15 protein-coding genes are annotated in these 18,102 nt (G+C 57.8%); 2 read left to right on the forward strand and 13 right to left on the reverse strand.

The window, feature by feature from the left end; translation table 11 throughout:
• Window positions 1-4: 4 nt before the first annotated feature.
• The 13 genes from rluB to sdhC all read right to left on the reverse strand — a co-directional run bounded on the left by rluB (window position 5) and on the right by sdhC (window position 15,327).
• A complete protein-coding gene (rluB, locus tag MLC70_RS09775) occupies window positions 5-991 on the reverse strand; it encodes a 23S rRNA pseudouridine(2605) synthase RluB (RefSeq protein WP_248183470.1) in 987 nt (328 codons plus the stop codon).
• Window positions 992-1,027: 36 nt separating this feature from the next.
• Window positions 1,028-1,702, reverse strand: a complete 675-nt coding sequence (gene scpB, locus MLC70_RS09780; protein WP_248183472.1) for an SMC-Scp complex subunit ScpB — start codon at window positions 1,700-1,702, stop codon at window positions 1,028-1,030.
• Window positions 1,703-1,732: 30 nt separating this feature from the next.
• Entirely contained in the window at window positions 1,733-2,578 is an 846-nt protein-coding gene (locus MLC70_RS09785; protein WP_248183474.1) for a segregation and condensation protein A, read from the reverse strand.
• A gap of 21 nt (window positions 2,579-2,599) precedes the next feature.
• A complete protein-coding gene (locus tag MLC70_RS09790; RefSeq protein WP_282448413.1) occupies window positions 2,600-3,814 on the reverse strand; it encodes a tryptophan--tRNA ligase in 1,215 nt (404 codons plus the stop codon).
• A 186-nt stretch (window positions 3,815-4,000) separates the two neighbouring features.
• Complete coding sequence (gene sucD / locus MLC70_RS09795; RefSeq protein ID WP_248183478.1) at window positions 4,001-4,873, reverse strand: succinate--CoA ligase subunit alpha; 873 nt, start codon at window positions 4,871-4,873, stop codon at window positions 4,001-4,003.
• Window positions 4,873-6,039, reverse strand: coding sequence for an ADP-forming succinate--CoA ligase subunit beta (gene sucC / locus MLC70_RS09800; protein ID WP_248183483.1), 1,167 nt, complete (start codon window positions 6,037-6,039; stop codon window positions 4,873-4,875). The genes sucD and sucC overlap by 1 nt, the downstream gene beginning before the upstream one ends.
• A 197-nt stretch (window positions 6,040-6,236) precedes the next feature.
• A complete protein-coding gene (gene lpdA / locus MLC70_RS09805) occupies window positions 6,237-7,676 on the reverse strand; it encodes a dihydrolipoyl dehydrogenase (RefSeq protein WP_248183486.1) in 1,440 nt (479 codons plus the stop codon).
• Between the two features lie 35 nt (window positions 7,677-7,711).
• Window positions 7,712-8,938, reverse strand: a complete 1,227-nt coding sequence (gene odhB, locus MLC70_RS09810; RefSeq protein WP_248183488.1) for a 2-oxoglutarate dehydrogenase complex dihydrolipoyllysine-residue succinyltransferase — start codon at window positions 8,936-8,938, stop codon at window positions 7,712-7,714.
• A 25-nt stretch (window positions 8,939-8,963) separates the two neighbouring features.
• Entirely contained in the window at window positions 8,964-11,801 is a 2,838-nt protein-coding gene (locus MLC70_RS09815; RefSeq protein WP_248183490.1) for a 2-oxoglutarate dehydrogenase E1 component, read from the reverse strand.
• 313 nt (window positions 11,802-12,114) lie between these two features.
• A complete protein-coding gene (locus MLC70_RS09820; RefSeq protein WP_248183492.1) occupies window positions 12,115-12,819 on the reverse strand; it encodes a succinate dehydrogenase iron-sulfur subunit in 705 nt (234 codons plus the stop codon).
• A 13-nt stretch (window positions 12,820-12,832) separates the two neighbouring features.
• Window positions 12,833-14,605 carry a succinate dehydrogenase flavoprotein subunit gene (gene sdhA / locus MLC70_RS09825; RefSeq protein ID WP_248183493.1) on the reverse strand — a complete coding sequence of 591 codons (1,773 nt, stop codon included), beginning with the start codon at window positions 14,603-14,605 and terminating at the stop codon, window positions 12,833-12,835.
• A 3-nt stretch (window positions 14,606-14,608) separates the two neighbouring features.
• A complete protein-coding gene (gene sdhD / locus MLC70_RS09830; RefSeq protein ID WP_248183494.1) occupies window positions 14,609-14,959 on the reverse strand; it encodes a succinate dehydrogenase, hydrophobic membrane anchor protein in 351 nt (116 codons plus the stop codon).
• Window positions 14,947-15,327 carry a succinate dehydrogenase, cytochrome b556 subunit gene (sdhC, locus tag MLC70_RS09835; protein WP_248183495.1) on the reverse strand — a complete coding sequence of 127 codons (381 nt, stop codon included), beginning with the start codon at window positions 15,325-15,327 and terminating at the stop codon, window positions 14,947-14,949. Before sdhC ends, sdhD begins: the two co-directional genes overlap by 13 nt.
• Before the next feature lie 478 nt (window positions 15,328-15,805).
• On the opposite strand from sdhC, the gene gltA reads away from it, so the two are divergent.
• Window positions 15,806-17,080 (forward strand): citrate synthase, encoded by a 1,275-nt coding sequence (gene gltA, locus MLC70_RS09840; protein ID WP_248183496.1) that lies wholly within the window; start codon window positions 15,806-15,808, stop codon window positions 17,078-17,080.
• A gap of 117 nt (window positions 17,081-17,197) precedes the next feature.
• Entirely contained in the window at window positions 17,198-18,073 is an 876-nt protein-coding gene (locus tag MLC70_RS09845; protein WP_248183497.1) for an NAD(P)-dependent oxidoreductase, read from the forward strand.
• Window positions 18,074-18,102 lie beyond the last annotated feature (29 nt).

Below are 18,102 nucleotides of genomic sequence, written 5' to 3' on the forward strand. Positions count from 1 at the left end.
AGGATTAGCGCTTAGGGCTTCGGCCGGATTTCGCTGACGAGCTCTTGCCCCCTCCGGCGGGCTTTGACGTGGCAACGTCCCACTTGCGCCCTCCACTTTTGCGTGCCGGACGTCCCGGTTGCTTGTTGCGCTTGCGATCCAGAGCGGCCTGCTCATCGGGCGTCTTGGCCGGAATCACAACGGATTCCAGACCAACCGATTTGCTGAGCAGATCCACGGCTTTCTGGTCCAGCTCTTCCCACTTGCCTACCGTGAGACGGCTTGGCAGAAAAATCGGCCCATAGCGTACGCGCTTGAGCCGGCTGACCCGCACACCCTGGGATTCCCATAGCCGACGCACTTCGCGATTCCGGCCCTCAAGTAACGTGACATGGAACCAGCGGTTGATCCCGCTGCCGCCGGCCGGTGTGATGTCCGAGAACTTGGCCATGCCGTCTTCCAGCAGCACACCCTCCATCAGCCGCTTGAGCATGTCGTCGGTCACTTCTCCGAAGACCCGCACGGCGTATTCACGATCCACTTCACTGGAAGGGTGCATCAACCGGTTCCCCAGTTCGCCGTCAGTAGTGAACAGCACCAGCCCGGTGGTATTGATATCAAGACGCCCGATGGAGATCCAGCGATGGTCCTTGAGCCGTGGCAGACGGTCGAACACCGTAGGGCGACCCTCGGGATCGCGTCGGGTAGTGACTTCACCCTCCGGCTTGTTATAGATCAACACACGTCTGACCACGGCAGAACCTGAGGCCAGGTCCAGCCGCTTGCCATCGACATCGATACGATCATTAATGGTGACTTTCTGGCCTGGCTCCGGCAACTGGCCGTTCACCGTCACACGCCCGGCGTCCATCCAGCTTTCCACCTCGCGCCGCGAGCCCACGCCTGCTCTGGACAGAAGCTTCTGGATTCTTTCCGGCTCACCGGCGGTAGACGGTGCATTCCTGGAGGGAGCGGCTTTGGGGCCTGGCTTCCCGGGGCGATCTGACGCCATGAATTTTTCCTTTAAACTGGGCTGATGCCCCTGGCATCAGTGAAGTGTCTGATTCGATTCGGTATCCGGCGCCGGTTGCCCGGCACCTTCATCATCGGTGTTTTCGTCAGCAGCGGAGGAAGACTCGAACTCGATCTCCGCCTGGATGTTCTTTTCAATTTCACGACCGATCTCCTCCAGATCACGCACCTCCGACAGAGGCGGCAACTGATCCAGACCCGACAGATTAAAATAGTCGAGGAACTGGCGTGTGGTGGCGTACATGGCCGGTCGACCCGGCACATCGCGGTGCCCGACCACTTTGACCCACTCCCGCTCCAGCAGGGTGCGAATAATATTACTGCTCACCGTGACACCCCGGATGTCCTCAATCTCTCCCCGGGTGATCGGTTGACGATAGGCGATCAACGCCAGCGTCTCCAACAACGCCCGGGAGTAGCGCTGGGGCTTTTCCTCGAACATCCGGCTTACCCAGGGCGCGTACTCTTCCCGGACCTGAAGACGGTAGCCACTGGCTACCTTCTTGAGCTCGAAGCCGCGGCCCTCGCAGGCGCTTTCCAGCAGCACCAGCACATGCTCCATGACCTGGCGAGCCGGTCGTTCATCTTCCGTAAACAGGTCACGAAGCTGCTCCAGAGACATGGGCTTGCCGGCCGCCAGCAACGCGGCTTCGGTGATCGCCTGTATTTTTCTCAGGTTTTCTTCGTTCATGGCACTCGCGTCTTGTCTCGCTGGTGTGTTCTAGCAGGAAGCTCTGGCACGCACGTGTATCGGCCCGAGAACCTCGCCCTGAACCACCTCGATCAGTTGTTCCTTCACCAGTTCCAGCGTCGCCAGAAAAGTGACGACCACGCCCAGCCGCCCCTCTTCCGGTGTGAACAGGCTTTCAAAGTTGACGAACCGGTCCCCCTGCAGAACAGACAGAATGGCGGACATACGTTCTCGGGTCGACAGCTTTTCCCTCTCGACATGATGGCTGGTGAACAGGTCTACACGCTTCAAAACGCCCTGCAGCGCCAGCAGCAACTCGGACAGTTCCACGTCCGGATGCGGCTGGCTCGATGGCATCTTCGGCAACGCTGCGGAGCCGCTGAAGTTATCGCGTTCCAGACGCGGCAGCTGATCCAGATCCTCTGCCGCTTTCTTGAACCGCTCATACTGCTGAAGACGGCGGATAAGCTCGGCCCGGGGATCCAGCTCCTCCTCGTCTTCGCTCTCCTGGCGCGGCAGCAACATGCGGGATTTGATCTCCGCCAGCGTCGCCGCCATCACCAGGTATTCCGCCGCCAGCTCGAACCGCATGGCTTCCACCGCGCCGATATAATCCATGTACTGCCGTGTGATCTCGCTGACGTCGATATCCAGAATGTTCATATTCTGGCGGCGGATCAGGTACAGCAAAAGGTCCAGCGGGCCCTCGAACGCTTCGAGGAAAACCGCCAGCGCGTCGGGCGGAATGTAGAGATCCCGTGGCAAATCCACCACCGGTTTGCCGGACACGCGAGCCAACGGCGCCGGGTCAGCAGGCGACGACACGGTTGCCTCGCCGGCGTCGGCCTGTGGTCTGCTCGCAGTATCCTCGGTCATACGGTCTCCAGCGCCCTCATGTCAGCGGTAGTTCAATCCCATCGCCGAGCGCACTTCTTCAAGGGTGTCCCGTGCCGAATCCCTGGCCTGCTCACAACCCTCTTCGATGATGGAACGAACCAGATCAGGATTGCCTTCATACTCACGGGCCCGCTCGTGGAGTGGGCGCTGTTCTTCAATGATGGCGTCGATCAGTGGTTTTTTGCAGTCAAGGCAGCCGATGCCAGCGCTGCGGCAGCCATTCTGAACCCATTCGCGGGTGCCTGAATCGGAGTATATTTTGTGCATGCCCCACACCGGGCATTTTTCGGGATCGCCCGGGTCGGTCCGGCGCACGCGCTGAGGATCAGTCTGCATGGTGCGCACTTTCTGAGACACCGAATCCTGATCTTCACGCAGACCGATGTAGTTGTTGTAGGACTTGGACATCTTCTGCCCGTCCAGCCCCGGCATCTTGGATTCCGGTGTCAGCAACGGCTGCGGCTCCGGGAGAATGACCTTACCGCCGCCCTCGATGTAACCATACAGGCGCTCACGGTCACCCAGGGAGATGTTCTGCTGCTCTTTCAGCAGCGCCCGCGCCGTCTCCAGCGCCTCCATATCCCCTTCTTCCTGGTAACGCTTCTTCAGGGTGCGGTAGAGCTTGGCGTTTTTCTTGCCCATTTTTACAATGGCACCTTCCGCCTGCTCTTCGAAGCCGGGCTCGCGACCGTAGATGTGATTGAAGCGGCGAGCGACCTCGCGGGTAATCTCCACATGAGAAACCTGGTCCGCGCCCACCGGAACCTTGCCGGCCCGGTACATCAGGATATCGGCACTCTGCAGCAGCGGGTAACCGAGGAAACCGTAGGTGGCCAGGTCTTTTTCCCGCAGTTTTTCCTGCTGATCCTTGTAGGTGGGAATGCGCTCCAGCCAGCCCAGTGGCGTAATCATTGACAGCAACAGGTGCAATTCCGCGTGTTCCGGCACCCGTGACTGGATAAACATGGTCGACGACCCCGGATTGACACCGGCCGCAAGCCAGTCAATCACCATGTCCCAGACGCTCTGTTCGATGCCCGAGGTGTCTTCGTAATTAGTGGTCAGTGCATGCCAGTCGGCAACAAAGAAGAAGCACTCGTATTCATGCTGGAGTTTAACCCAGTTTTTCAGCACACCGTGGTAGTGGCCAAGATGAAGCTTGCCGGTAGGACGCATTCCGGACAAAACCCGTTGCTGGGAATCTACAGAACTCAAAGCATGAACTCCTTCTGAGAATATTGAGCAGCCCATCTTAGTTCAGGCTGACCGGGCATTATAGTCTTATGTGGCGCCGGCGTTAAGAAGCCATTGAAAAACCGGCACTAGCCTGTGAAACCGGCACGAAAAAGCCCCCGGCGCCTTGCGGCTGACCCGGGGGCTTTGTAAACCGGCAGTCGTGTCTTACCAGCCCGTCACTTCCTTCAGCGCCTTGCCGATTTCGGCCAGGCTGCGCACAGTTTTGACACCGGCGTCGTTCAGCGCAGCAAACTTCTCGTCTGCCGTGCCCTTACCACCGGAAATGATGGCGCCAGCATGGCCCATGCGCTTACCCGGAGGTGCGGTAACACCTGCGATGTAGGACACCACCGGCTTGGTAACGTTCTCCTTGATGAACGCAGCGGCCTCTTCTTCCGCGGTTCCACCAATTTCACCGATCATCACGATGGCCTCAGTCTGCGGATCTTCCTGCAACAGCTTGAGGATATCGATGAAGTTAGAGCCCGGAATCGGGTCGCCACCGATACCGACACAGGTAGACTGGCCGTAACCGAAGTCTGTGGTCTGTTTGACCGCTTCGTAGGTCAGTGTGCCCGAGCGGGAGACGATACCCACCTTGCCCGGCTTGTGGATGTGCCCGGGCATGATGCCGATTTTGCACTCGCCCGGTGTGATCACGCCCGGGCAGTTGGGGCCGATCATACGAACGCCTTTGCGATCAACGTATTCTTTCGCGTACAGCATGTCGATGGTCGGGATGCCTTCGGTGATGCACACAATCAGCTGGATACCAGCGTCTGCCGCTTCGACGATGGCGTCTTTACAGAACGGCGCCGGCACGTAGATCACCGTCGCCTCTGCGCCGGTCTGCTCAACGGCTTCACGCACGGTGTTGAAAACCGGCAGACCCAGGTGCTTGGTGCCGCCCTTGCCGGGGCTGACGCCGCCAACCATTTTGGTGCCGTACTCAATCGCCTGCTCAGAGTGGAAAGTACCCTGTGCGCCGGTAAAGCCCTGGCAGATAACCTTGGTGTCTTTGTTGATCAGGATGCTCATTATTTACCCCCTGCGGCTTTAACGACTTGCTCTGCGGCATCCGCCAGACTGGTGGCGGCGATGATGTTCAGGCCACTGTCAGCCAGTACCTTGATGCCCAGCTCGGCATTGTTGCCCTCCAGACGCACAACCACAGGAACCTTGACGCCCACTTCCTTGACGGCACCGATAATGCCCTCGGCGATCATGTCACAACGAACAATACCGCCGAAGATGTTAACCAGCACGGCCTGCACGTTGTCGTCAGAGAGGATGATCTTGAACGCTTCGGAAACACGCTCCTTGGTGGCACCGCCCCCAACGTCCAGGAAGTTGGCCGGACGGCCACCGGACAGCTTGATGATGTCCATGGTGCCCATGGCCAGGCCAGCGCCGTTTACCATGCAGCCGATGTTGCCTTCCAGCGCCACGTAGTTCAGCTCCCACTTGGCCGCTTCCGCTTCCCGGGAATCTTCCTGGGAGGGATCATGCATCTCATGGATTTTCTTCTGGCGGTAAAGGGCGTTGCCATCAACGCCGATCTTCGCGTCCAGGCAGTGCAGGTCACCGGCCGGGGTGATCACCAGCGGGTTGATTTCCACCAGTGCCAGGTCGCACTCCTCGAACAGTTTCGCCAGACCCATGAAGATCTTGGTGAACTGGCCGATCTGCTTGCCTTCCAGGCCCAGTTTGAAGGCCAGTTCGCGGCCCTGGTATGGCTGTGCGCCAACCAGCGGATCCACTTCCGCCTTCAGGATCTTTTCTGGTGTTTCCTCGGCAACCTTCTCGATCTCAACGCCACCCTCGGTGGACGCCATGAACACAATACGACGGGTACCACGGTCTACAACCGCACCCAGGTAAAGCTCCTGGTCGATGTCAGTGAGGGATTCAACCAGAATCTTGCTGACCGGCTGGCCGTTCTCGTCCGTCTGGTAAGTGACCAGCTTCTGCCCCAGCCACTTCTCTGCGAACTCACGGATTTCGTCCTTGCTCTTGACCAGCTTTACACCGCCAGCCTTACCACGGCCACCAGCGTGAACCTGAGCCTTCACCACCCATGCGTCTCCGCCGATCTCGCCGGCTGCGTCGACTGCTTCCTTTGGCGTATCACAGGCGATGCCCTTGGATACTGGCAGGCCATATTCAGCGAACAGCTGCTTGCCCTGATATTCGTGCAAATTCATAGTTAATGTCCCGTCTTTTGATGGAGGATAACCACGTACGGAAATGAACCCGCTGGCACACCGCCATTGGTGCGCCTGACGCGAATTCGCTCTGGCAGATCAGGGATCACCTTAACCTGCCGCTCACGCACCCGGAAAAACTGCCGTTATGATGGCAGCGGGGCGCCCAACCTGGCGCCCCGACTTCCGATGTTGCGTTACTTCTTTTTGCGACGGTTGGCGATGTGAATCGCTCCGCCAGCAACGGCCAGAGCTGCCTCGTGCACTGACTCCGACAGAGTCGGGTGCGCGAAACAGGTCAGGGCCAGATCTTCTGCACTGGAACCGAACTCCATGGCGATCACGCCCTGGGCTACGATTTCAGACGCCTGCGGACCCACCACGTGGAAACCCAGGATGCGATCGGTCTTCGCATCAGCGATGATCTTCACCAGGCCAGAAGCCGAGTTAGCGGCCATGGCGCGACCGTTCGCGGCAAATGGGAAGGTACCGACATTGTACTCTTCACCTTCTGCTTTCAGCTGCTCTTCGGTCTTGCCGACCCAGGCAACTTCCGGCGCGGTGTAGATCACGTTCGGAATGCAGTCGTAATTGACCTGCGGCTTGTGTCCGGCAATGCGCTCGGCGACCATGACACCCTCTTCCGAGGCCTTGTGTGCCAGCATCGGCCCGCGAACCACATCACCGATCGCCCACACACCCGGCGCTTCGGTTTTGCAGTTATCGTCCACGAAAATAAAGCCGCGCTCATCCATCTGCACACCAGAGTCTTCCGCAAGGGCATTATCGGTGTAGGGACGACGGCCAACCGCAACGATCAGCTTGTCAAACTTCGCTTCCTGCTTGCCTTTGCTGTCTTCGTAGCTAACGTTGACCAGCTTGCGCTTGATCTCGGCGCCGGTCATACGCGCGCCCATGACAATATTCAGCCCCTGCTTCTGGAACTGCTTGAAGGAATCTTTGGCAATTTGCTGATCCACCGTTGGCAAGAAAGTATCCTGCGCTTCGATCACCGTCACTTCGGACCCAAGACGCGCCCAGACACTGCCAAGCTCGAGACCAATCACACCGGCACCGATCACACCGAGGCGCTTGGGCACTTCGGTAAACTCCAGCGCACCCTCGGAATCGACAATGTATTCACCGTCGAAAGGCGCAGGCGGGATTTCAATCGGTTTGGAACCGGTCGCAATGATGACGTTGTCGGCTTCGTAGGTCTTGGTCTGGCCGTCCTTGTCCGTCACTTCCACTTTGCGGTTCGCCAGCAGCTTGCCATGCCCGTGGATCGAGGTGACACCGTTAGCCTTGAACAGCCCGGCAATACCGCCGGTCAGTTGTTTAACGATGCCGCTCTTGCGCTCCATCATCTTGGCGATGTCGATTTTGACATCCTTGGCGATGATGCCCTGCATCTCGTAGCCGTGGTTGGCTTCCTCGAACTTGTGAGAAATTTCCAGCAAGGCCTTGGACGGAATGCAGCCCACGTTCAGACAGGTACCGCCAAGTACCTGCTTGTTATCTTCAGAGGTCCAGGACTCCACACACGCGGCTTTCAGGCCGAGCTGAGCAGCCTTGATAGCAGCCACATAACCGCCGGGGCCTGCACCAATGACAATGACGTCGTACTTATCAGACATAGTTGATCCCGTTTTCCGATTCGTTAAAAGTCAGCTCAGACGTCCAGCAGAATACGTGCCGGATCTTCTAGCATTTCCTTGATCGCGACCAGGAACTGCACGGCTTCCTTGCCATCAACCATGCGGTGGTCGTAAGAAAGTGCCAGGTACATCATCGGCAGGATTTCGACCTTGCCATTCACCGCCATCGGGCGCTCCTGGATCTTGTGCATACCCAGGATCGCCGTCTGCGGCGGATTCAGGATCGGCGTGGAGATCAGTGAACCAAAAATGCCGCCATTGGTGATGGTGAACGTGCCACCGGTCATGTCTTCGATGGCCAGCTTGCCATCTTTGGCCTTGGTGCCATATTCGACAATCTTCTTTTCGATGTCGGCCAGGCCCAACGCGTCAACGTCGCGCACCACCGGAACCACCAGACCTCGATCGGTAGACACGGCCACACCTACGTCCTGGTAACCGTGGTACACCATGTCATTGCCATCAATCGAGGCGTTGACCGCCGGGAAGCGTTTGAGTGCTTCGGTCGCCGCCTTGGTGAAAAACGACATGAAGCCCAGCTTGATGCCGTGACGCTTCACGAAGCTGTCCTGGTACTGCTTCCGCAACTCCATGATCGGCGCCATGTTCACTTCGTTGAACGTGGTCAACATGGCTGCAGTCTGCTGCGCATTAACCAGGCGCTTGGCGATGCTGGCGCGCAGCCGGGTCATGGGCACACGCTTCTCGGCACGCTCCCCGGCATTCACGTCTACCTTGGGCAGATCAGCGGCCGGCTTCGGAGTTGAAGCAGAGTCTGAGGACTTCGCAGTATCAACATGATTTTGAACATCTTCTTTTGTTACGCGACCGTCTTTCCCGGTACCTTTCACAGCATTCGGGTCAACGTCGTTCTCCTCAGCCAGCTTGCGAGCAGCCGGGCTAAGGATAGCGTCACCTGAGGCGGCGTTACTTTCGGCTTCGGCCTTGGGCGCTTCTTCTTTGCTTTCCGGCTTGCTTTCAGCAGGCTTGGACTCGCCGGCGGCGCCTTCCTTGAAGCGGCCGATGACTTCACCGCTTTCTACAGTGTCGCCCTCACCTTTCAGTACTTCCTCGATCACGCCGTCTGCAGGCGCGACCACTTCGAGAACCACTTTGTCGGTTTCAATATCGACAATCAGCTCATCACGGGAACAGGCTTCACCCGGCTGCTTGTGCCAGGTCGCGACGGTGCCCTCTGCGACCGACTCTGGGAAAACGGGGGCTTTAATCTCAGTTGACATCTCGGATCCTTAGTTCGGTAGCTCGTCAGATTTCGAACGCGTCGTTAACCAGTTTCTTCTGTTCTTCGATATGCACGGACATATGGCCACACGCCGGAGCGGCAGACGCCTCACGGCCAGCATACTGAAGGTACAATTTAGTGTTCTTGCGGTGCAGCGCATTGCGCATGTGGTGCTGACTGCAGTACCACGCACCCTGGTTCATGGGCTCTTCCTGGCACCAGGCCACGTCCTTGAGCTTCGGATACTGGGCAAGAAGTTCATCCAGATCATCGCCCGGGAACGGGTATAGCTGCTCGATTCGCACAATCGCCACGTCGTTCCGTTCATCCGCTTTCTTCTTTTCCAGCAGGTCAAAATAGACCTTGCCGCTGCAGAGGATCAGGCGGGTGATTTTCTTTGGATCGGACGGCTCCTTCTCCTGCAGCACAGTCTGGAAGGTGCCAGACGTCAGATCCTCAAGATCGGACGTCGCCTCCTTGTGGCGCAACAGGCTCTTGGGGGTGATCGCCACCAGCGGCTTGCGCAGCGGACGCTTCACCTGACGGCGCAGCATATGGAACACCTGAGACGGTGTGGTCGGCACGCACACCTGGATGTTGTGCTCGGCTGAGAGCTGCAGGAAACGCTCGAGACGCGCGGAACTGTGTTCCGGCCCCTGTCCCTCATAGCCGTGAGGCAGCAGCAGGGTCAGGCCGCAGAGTCGGCCCCACTTGTGTTCGCCACTGGTGAGGAACTGGTCGATAACAACCTGAGCACCGTTGGCAAAATCGCCGAACTGGGCTTCCCACACCACCAGACCGTCCGGAGCGGTGGTCGAATAACCGTACTCGAACGCCATGACGGCTTCTTCCGACAACAGCGAGTCGTAGATTTCCAGCTTCGGCTGGTCCTCTGCAAGGTGCGCCAGCGCGATGTGGGTGGAGCCGTCCTTCTGGTTGTGAAGAACCGCGTGGCGATGCGAGAACGTGCCGCGGCCAACGTCCTGGCCGGTAATGCGGATCGGGTGACCCTCATCCAGCAAGGTGGCATAGGCCATCACTTCGCCGTAACCCCAGTTGATCGGAAGGGCACCGGCAGTCATCTTGTCCCGGTCGGATACGATCTTGGACACCTGACGCTGAATACTGAAGCCTTCGGGAACCTGGGTGAGCTTCTTGCCCAGCTTCTGAATGGTTTTCAGTGCGACACTGGATTTGCACTTGGCGGTCCACTCATGGCCAAGATATGGCGTCCAGTCAACGTACAGTTCTTTATTCGGCTTCTTGACCAGCGACTTTACAACGTGATCACCCTTGTCCAATGCGTCACGGTAGTCGAGGTCCATCTGCTTGGATTCGTCCTCGGAAATCACACCGGCCGCGACCAGCGTTTCGGCATACAGCGCACGGGTGGTTTTCAGCTTGCGAATCTTTTCATACATGACCGGCTGAGTCGCTGCAGGCTCATCCGCCTCGTTATGGCCCCGACGGCGATAACAGACCAGATCGATGACCACGTCACGCTTGAATTCGTTACGGTAATCCATGGCCATCTGGGTCACGAACATCACCGCCTCGGGATCATCTGCATTCACATGCAGAATCGGCGCATGCACCATCTTCGCCACGTCGGTACAGTATTCCGTGGAACGGGCGTCTTCCTGCTTGCTGGTGGTGAAACCCACCTGGTTGTTGATGACGATGTGGATCGTTCCACCAATGCCGTAGCCCCGGGTCTGGGACATCTGGAAGGTTTCCATCACCACACCCTGTCCGGCGAATGCTGCATCACCGTGCAGGATGATCGGAACCACCTGGGTACCATCGTTATCGTTGCGACGGGTCTGGCGGGCACGAACAGAACCCACGACAACCGGCGAGACAATCTCCAGGTGCGACGGGTTGAATGCCATGGCCAGGTGCACTTCACCGCCCGGGGTCATCACGTTGGATGAGAAACCCTGGTGATACTTAACGTCGCCGGAGCCGGAATCCGCCAGTTTTTTGCCTTCGAACTCGTCGAACAACTCTTTCGGGTTCTTGCCGAGGGTGTTGACCAGAACGTTCAGGCGACCCCGGTGGGCCATGCCCAGAACGATTTCCTTGGCACCATAGGATCCGGCCCGCTGGATTAGCTCATCCAGGCAGGGAATCAGGCTTTCACCGCCCTCGAGGCCAAAACGCTTGACGCCAGGATAACGAGAGCCCAGATACTTCTCCAGACCTTCCGCCGCCGTCAGGCGCTCAAGAATGTGTTTGCGGGTGTTGGCTTCGTACTCCGGCCGTGAGCGGACCGGTTCCATGCGCTGCTGGAACCAGCGCTTGATGCGGGTATCGACCACATGCATGTATTCAGCACCGATGCTCTCGCAATAGGTCTGGCGCAGGCCGCCGATAATATCTCCGAGCTTCATGGTCTCGGAACCAAAGCTCAGGGAGCCGGTCTGAAATTCCAGATCGTGGTCCGCTTCGGACAGCTCGTGAAATGCCGGATCGAGATCCTCTACCGGCGGGCGCTGCCAGACTCCCAGCGGATCCAGTTTCGATTCCTGGTGACCACGGAAACGAAAAGCGTTGATCAACTGCAGAACACGAATCTGCTTTTTGTCGGCATCGGAAGTCGCACTGGCAGGTACGCCGTTGCTGGCCAGGAAACGCTGATTGCGGGAGATGTGCTCAAATTGTTCGCGGATGGAAGAGTGAACAATGTCGCGACCGTGATAACCATCGACGCTGGGGAGTTTGTCGAAGTAGTTGCGCCACTCTTCGGGAACGGCATTCGGGTCTGTCAGGTAGGTTTCAAAAAGCTGTTCAACATAGGCGAGATTTCCCCCCTGCAAGTGGGAAGTCTGCCATAACTGCTCCATTATGCTTTCGTGCATTTTGAATAGCTCACCTTGGGCTGGTGCGGGGGAGCTCGATATGGTCGGCCAGGAGTATTTCTCAGTCAATACGGGTTTTTACGGGATCGACTTTGGCCACCACACCCAGCATGGATGTTTTCCGTTCCCCAGTGGTTTTTTTATACTCAGCAAAGCCGTGAGGATGCCTTTTAAGCTTCCGTCACGGCTTGTGTAGTGTGCACCCTGGTAAGACTTTTGACTATAAGCCTTTGGTTGAAGGCCCCGCATCGTTGCAGGGCCTTCCGGGTGCTAACCTGATCAGAACAGTATAGCGCTTGCTCAGATTTCTGCTTCAGGTTGCCCGCTGCAGCAGAAGGTTCCGAATGTGGCCGATTGCCCTTGTGGGGTTCAGGCCCTTCGGACAAACACTAACACAGTTCATGATACCGCGGCAGCGGAACACGCTGAACGGATCATCCAGATTGGCGAGACGCTCGGCCTGTGCGGTATCCCGGCTGTCCGCCAGAAAACGATAGGCTTGCAGCAGGCCCGCCGGGCCGATGAACTTGTCAGGATTCCACCAGAACGACGGACACGAGGTGGAACAACAGGCGCAAAGAATGCACTCATACAGACCATCGAGCTTTTCACGGTCTTCCGGAGTCTGCAGCCGCTCGATCGCCGGCGCCGGCGTGTCGTTGACCAGATACGGCATGACCTTCTCGTACTGCTTGTAAAACAGGCTCATGTCGACAACCAGGTCACGAATCACCGGCAAGCCGGGCAGCGGGCGCAACACCAGCTTGTTGTTCTTGACCACCTGGGACATGGGCGTAATGCACGCCAGGCCATTCTTGCCGTTCATGTTCATGCCGTCGGAGCCACATACACCCTCACGACAGGAGCGACGGTAGGCCATCGACGGATCGCTCTCCTTGATGAGGTTCAGAATATCAAGAACCATCAGGTCCTTGCCTTCCGGAATATCGAGCTCGACGTCCTGCATGTAGGGCGCGTTGTCGTTTTCCGGGTTGTAACGATAAAGGCTTACCAACATGTTCAGGTCCCCCTTAGTAAGTCCGGATCTTCGGCTCAAACGTGTCAACGGTCTTCGGCTTGAAGTTCACATCACGCTTGCCGACGCGCTTGTCCAGCGGGTAATACATGGAATGTTTCAGCCAGTTTTCATCGTCACGCTCGGTGAAGTCGTTCCGGGCGTGCGCACCGCGGCTTTCCTTGCGCTCGAACGCTGAAATGGCAGTGGCCAAAGCCACTTCGTACAAATTATCGAGTTCCAACGCTTCAATCCGAGCGGTATTGAAGGCACTGCTGGTATCAGCCAGCTTGGTGTTGCGCACGCGCTCGCCAATGGCTTCCAGTTTCTTCAGCCCCTCTTCCATGCTCTTGCCGTCGCGGAATACGCCAAAGTACAGCTGCATGCAGTTCTGCAGATCCTTGCGGACAGCAGCCACGCTCTCACCTTCAGAGGCGTTGTCCAGGCGATCAAGGCGAGCCATGGCGCGCTTGATATCCTCTTCGCTGGCACCGTCCACTTCGAAACCACCGCGCAGCTGCTCTTCGATGTGCAGGCCTGCCGCACGGCCGAAGACCACCAGATCCAGCAGTGAGTTGCCGCCGAGACGGTTGGCACCGTGCACGGACACACAGGCCGCTTCACCGCAGGCAAACAGACCGGGAATCGGCTTGTCATTGCCGTTCTCGTCCTGGGTCAGCGCCTGGCCTCCGACGTTCGTCGGAATACCGCCCATCATATAGTGACAGGTCGGAACCACAGGCACCGGCTCTTTGACCGGATCCACATGGGCAAAGGTGCGTGACAGCTCACAGATACCGGGCAGCCGCAAGTTGAGCGTTTCTTCACCCAGATGATCCAGCTTCAGCAGCACGTGGTCCTTTTCGGGCCCACAACCGCGCCCTTCGAGGACCTCAATTACCATCGCACGTGCTACTACGTCGCGACCGGCAAGGTCTTTCGCGTTCGGCGCATAACGCTCCATGAAGCGCTCGCCCTCAGCGTTGATCAGGTAACCACCCTCACCCCGGCAACCTTCCGTTACCAGCGTGCCGGCACCGTATATGCCGGTCGGATGGAACTGCCACATTTCCATGTCCTGCATCGGGAAGCCGGCACGAAGCGCCATGCCGATGCCATCGCCGGTGTTAATCAGGGCGTTGGTCGTGGAGGCATAGATTCGGCCCGCACCGCCAGTGGCCAGAACCGTCGCCTTGGACTTGATGTACGCCACTTCGCCGGTCTCAATTTCGATCGCAACTACACCGACCACTTCGTCTTTGCTGTTTTTGACCAGGTCGACCGCGTACCACTCGTTAAGGAAAGTGGTGCCGCCCTTGATGTTTGCCTGATACAGAGTGTGCAACAACGCATGGCCGGTGCGGTCGGCAGCTGCACAAGTTCGAGCTGCCTGAGTCGGGTTGTCCGGACCCTTCGACTGACCACCGAACGGACGCTGATAGATGCGGCCCTGCTCGGTGCGGGAGAACGGCAGGCCCATGTGCTCGAGCTCGAACACAGCCTGTGGACCCACGGAACACATATATTCAACCGCGTCCTGGTCGGCGATGTAGTCCGAGCCCTTGACGGTGTCATACATGTGCCAGCGCCAATCGTCGTTGGGATCCGCGCTTGCGATCGCGCAGGTGATACCGCCCTGGGCGGACACCGTGTGCGAACGGGTCGGAAATACTTTCGTGATGCACGCAGTGTTGACGCCGGATTCGGTCAACTGCAGGGCCGCTCGCATACCGGCACCACCGCCACCGATAACAATCGCGTCGTAAGACATGGTCTTGATATTAGCCATCTATTAAAGCCCCCAAAGAATCTGAATGCCCCAGACCACATACACGAACATGGTCAGACCACACACCGCCTGTACCAGGAAACGCGGCGCCATGGCCTTGATGTAGTCGGTAGTGACGGTCCAGAGCCCCACCCAGGCATGAGCGCCAAGAGACAGCAGCGCCAGCAGGGTAAAGATGCGGAACCAGGTCTGTGCGAAAAGCGCTGACCAGGTTTCGTAGTTCACATCACTGAACACCATAAAACCCAACAGGAACAGTGTGTACAGAGCGAGTACGTAGGCTGTGACACGCTGGATCAGCCAGTCAAAAACTCCGCTGCGGCCGAGATTCGTTACGCTATTTACGCTGCCCATACCCAAACTCCAGCCAGTACAATAAGAACAACGGACACCACCAGGGTGATTTTCGAGGCGAGACGGCCACTTTCAAGCTCTTCACCGATGCCCATATCCATCAGCAAATGCTTGATACCTGCAACCAGGTGGTACAGCAGAGCAGACAAAATGCCCCAGATGATCAGCTTCGCCAGGAAGCTGTTCAGCAGTTCATTCACTCGACTGAAGCCCTCTTCCCCGGACAGGGAAAGCTGAAGTCCGTATAGCAGGAACGCAACACCAACGAAAATGATGATGCCACTGATGCGGTGCAATATGGACGTAATGGCTGGCAGTGGGAAATGAAACTTGCCGAGATCGAGATTAACTGGTCGTTTGCTATTCACAGCGCTCTCACACTCTCTCTTGGTTCCACAGGCGGCCGAAAAGACCGATGCGGATGGTTGGTATGTAATGGATCAGCGTGCTGGCGGAACCCGCACACGATTGGCTCAGGAGGGAGAAAACACCAAGCGCCACCTGCCATCGTTGGCACAAAGGCAAGGCATATCCCCGATTCCGGGCTACGGATTATAAGGAGTACCCCCCTTAATTACAAACGTGCAACGCAGCCCAATGCCTGTAAACAGCGGCTTCACACCCACTATATGGATGATTGACAAATTCAATTTGAACGCGGACACGGCCCTGTTCGGGTATCCCCTCATTGACAGCTTCTGTCAAATATTGAGTTTTCCCACCTCATTTATTGACAAAAAAAGCCAACGCCCTATATTTTGCCGCCAGTTTTGCGATAATACGCGCCTTCCAAGCGCATCTATAAACGTAGATAAAGCTGTCAAAGCTGATAAATAGGAGAGCACCATGACCGACAGGAAAGCCACGCTCTCGGTGGGGGACAAGTCCATTGAGCTACCGGTTTACTCAGGCACCGTCGGCCCTGACGTTATCGACGTACGAGGCCTCGTCCAGGAAGGCGTTTTCACATACGATCCCGGGTTCGTATCTACAGCAGCGTGCGAATCAGCCATCACCTATATCGATGGCGCCAACGGCGTTCTCCTTCACCGCGGTTACCCGATCGAGCAACTTGCGGAACATTCCGACTACCTTGAAGTCTGCTATCTGCTGCTGAACGGCGAACTGCCGACACCGGAAGAGAACAAGCGCTTCCACGAAACCATCAAAAACCACACCATGCTGCACGACCAGATGCGCAACTTCTTCCAGGGTTTCCGCCGGGATGCGCATCCGATGGCCATCATGTGCGGTGTGGTAGGTGCGCTGTCTGCGTTCTACCACGACCAGATGGACGTTACCGATGTGCATCAGCGTGAAATCACCGCGCATCGCCTGATCGCCAAGATGCCGACCATCGCTGCCTGGTGTTACAAGTACAGTATCGGCCAGCCATTCATGTACCCGCGCAACGATCTTTCCTATTCCGAGAACTTCCTGCAGATGATGTTCGGCGTGCCCTGTGAAGAGTACAAGCCGAACCCGATTCTGGCGAAGGCGATGGACAAGATCTTCATCCTGCACGCGGATCACGAGCAGAATGCGTCAACGTCTACCGTGCGCCTCGCCGGCTCTACCGGCGCCAACCCCTATGCCTGCATCGCGTCGGGCATTGCAGCCCTGTGGGGGCCCGCTCACGGCGGCGCTAATGAAGCGGTTCTGGATATGCTGGCTGAGATCGGCGACGAATCCAACATCGAGAAGTTCATTGCCAAGGCCAAGGACAAGGACGACCCGTTCCGCCTGATGGGGTTTGGCCACCGGGTCTACAAGAATTTCGACCCGCGCGCCAAGGTCATGGCGGAAACGGCCCATGAGGTGCTGACCGAGCTGGGCCTGGAAAATGATCCGCTGCTGAGGATCGCCCAGCGCCTGGAGAAGATCGCACTGGAAGACGAATACTTCGTGAAGCGCAAACTGTACCCGAACGTGGACTTCTACTCCGGCCTGATCCTCAAGGCCATCGGCATTCCCACCTCCATGTTCACGGTCATCTTTGCCCTGTCGCGCACCATCGGCTGGTTCTCGCACTGGAACGAAATGGTTTCCGGCGATTACCGCATCGGTCGCCCGCGTCAGCTGTACACCGGTTCCGATGCCCGCGAATACCCGAAAAAGTAATCGAAGGCACGGTAACGGAATGGAAAAAGGCCGCTGAATCAGCGGCCTTTTTTTATGCGCGGCGCCCTACTCCCTGTGATAAGTTAAGCCAAACACAACCACAGCGGGAGATGATGCATGACTATCAAGGCAGCCTTTATCGGGCTTGGTGTTATGGGCTATCCCATGGCTGGCCATCTGGCCCGGGCGGGCATTGATGTCAGGGTCTGGAACCGTACGTCGGCCAAGGCCGAGGCCTGGGCCGGCGAACACACCGGGCGCGCCTGCAGCTCCATTGCCGAAGCGGTGAGTGACGCGGATATCGTGCTGACCTGTGTCGGCGCAGACAAAGACCTGAAGGCGGTATTCGAGGGCGACGACGGCATTATACGTCACGCGCCAGAGGGCGCCATCCTGGTGGACCACACAACCGCCTCGGCCGGCGTTGCCGTCAGACTGGCCGCTGCCGCTGCAAAACGTCGGCAGGGATTTATTGATGCGCCGGTGTCCGGGGGCCAGCAAGGTGCCGAGAACGGACAGCTCACCATTATGTGCGGCGGTGATCCGCAGGTATTCGAGCAGGCCCGGCCAGTGCTGGAACACTACGCCCGCGCACTCAACCTGATGGGGCCCGCCGGCAGTGGGCAGAAAACCAAGATGGTCAATCAGATTGCTATCGCCGGACTGGTGCAGGGCCTGTCCGAGGCGCTGCATTTTGCTGAACAGGCAGAACTCGATGTGGCCAGAGTGGTCGATGTGATCTCGAAAGGCGCCGCCCAGTCCTGGCAGATGGAAAACCGCTCGGGCACCATGATCGAGGGCAAATTCGACTACGGATTTGCGGTCGACTGGATGCGAAAGGATCTGGGGATCTGTCTTGAGGAAGCACGCAAGGTGAACGCGTCGTTGCCCGTTACCGCGCTGGTGGATCAGTTCTACGCCGACGTTCAGTCCATGGGCGGCAACCGCTGGGACACCTCATCACTGATTCAGCGTCTGAGAAAGTTCCGGTAGAGATTCCCGGCACAACGCTGCGACAAAGG

Source organism: Marinobacter goseongensis (assembly GCF_023156235.1).
In the GTDB taxonomy this organism is placed as follows: domain Bacteria; phylum Pseudomonadota; class Gammaproteobacteria; order Pseudomonadales; family Oleiphilaceae; genus Marinobacter; species Marinobacter goseongensis.

Excerpts from the sequence above, each read along its gene's own strand:
- rluB (WP_248183470.1), bottom strand. The coding sequence starts at position 991 with ATGGCGTCAGATCGCCCCGGGAAGCCAGGCCCCAAAGCCGCTCCCTCC.
- scpB (WP_248183472.1), bottom strand. The coding sequence starts at position 1,702 with ATGAACGAAGAAAACCTGAGAAAAATACAGGCGATCACCGAAGCCGCG.
- MLC70_RS09785 (WP_248183474.1), bottom strand. The coding sequence starts at position 2,578 with ATGACCGAGGATACTGCGAGCAGACCACAGGCCGACGCCGGCGAGGCA.
- sucD (WP_248183478.1), bottom strand. The coding sequence starts at position 4,873 with ATGAGCATCCTGATCAACAAAGACACCAAGGTTATCTGCCAGGGCTTT.
- sucC (WP_248183483.1), bottom strand. The coding sequence starts at position 6,039 with ATGAATTTGCACGAATATCAGGGCAAGCAGCTGTTCGCTGAATATGGC.
- lpdA (WP_248183486.1), bottom strand. The coding sequence starts at position 7,676 with ATGTCTGATAAGTACGACGTCATTGTCATTGGTGCAGGCCCCGGCGGT.
- odhB (WP_248183488.1), bottom strand. The coding sequence starts at position 8,938 with ATGTCAACTGAGATTAAAGCCCCCGTTTTCCCAGAGTCGGTCGCAGAG.
- MLC70_RS09815 (WP_248183490.1), bottom strand. The coding sequence starts at position 11,801 with ATGCACGAAAGCATAATGGAGCAGTTATGGCAGACTTCCCACTTGCAG.
- MLC70_RS09820 (WP_248183492.1), bottom strand. The coding sequence starts at position 12,819 with ATGTTGGTAAGCCTTTATCGTTACAACCCGGAAAACGACAACGCGCCC.
- sdhA (WP_248183493.1), bottom strand. The coding sequence starts at position 14,605 with ATGGCTAATATCAAGACCATGTCTTACGACGCGATTGTTATCGGTGGC.
- sdhD (WP_248183494.1), bottom strand. The coding sequence starts at position 14,959 with ATGGGCAGCGTAAATAGCGTAACGAATCTCGGCCGCAGCGGAGTTTTT.
- gltA (WP_248183496.1), top strand. The coding sequence starts at position 15,806 with ATGACCGACAGGAAAGCCACGCTCTCGGTGGGGGACAAGTCCATTGAG.
- MLC70_RS09845 (WP_248183497.1), top strand. The coding sequence starts at position 17,198 with ATGACTATCAAGGCAGCCTTTATCGGGCTTGGTGTTATGGGCTATCCC.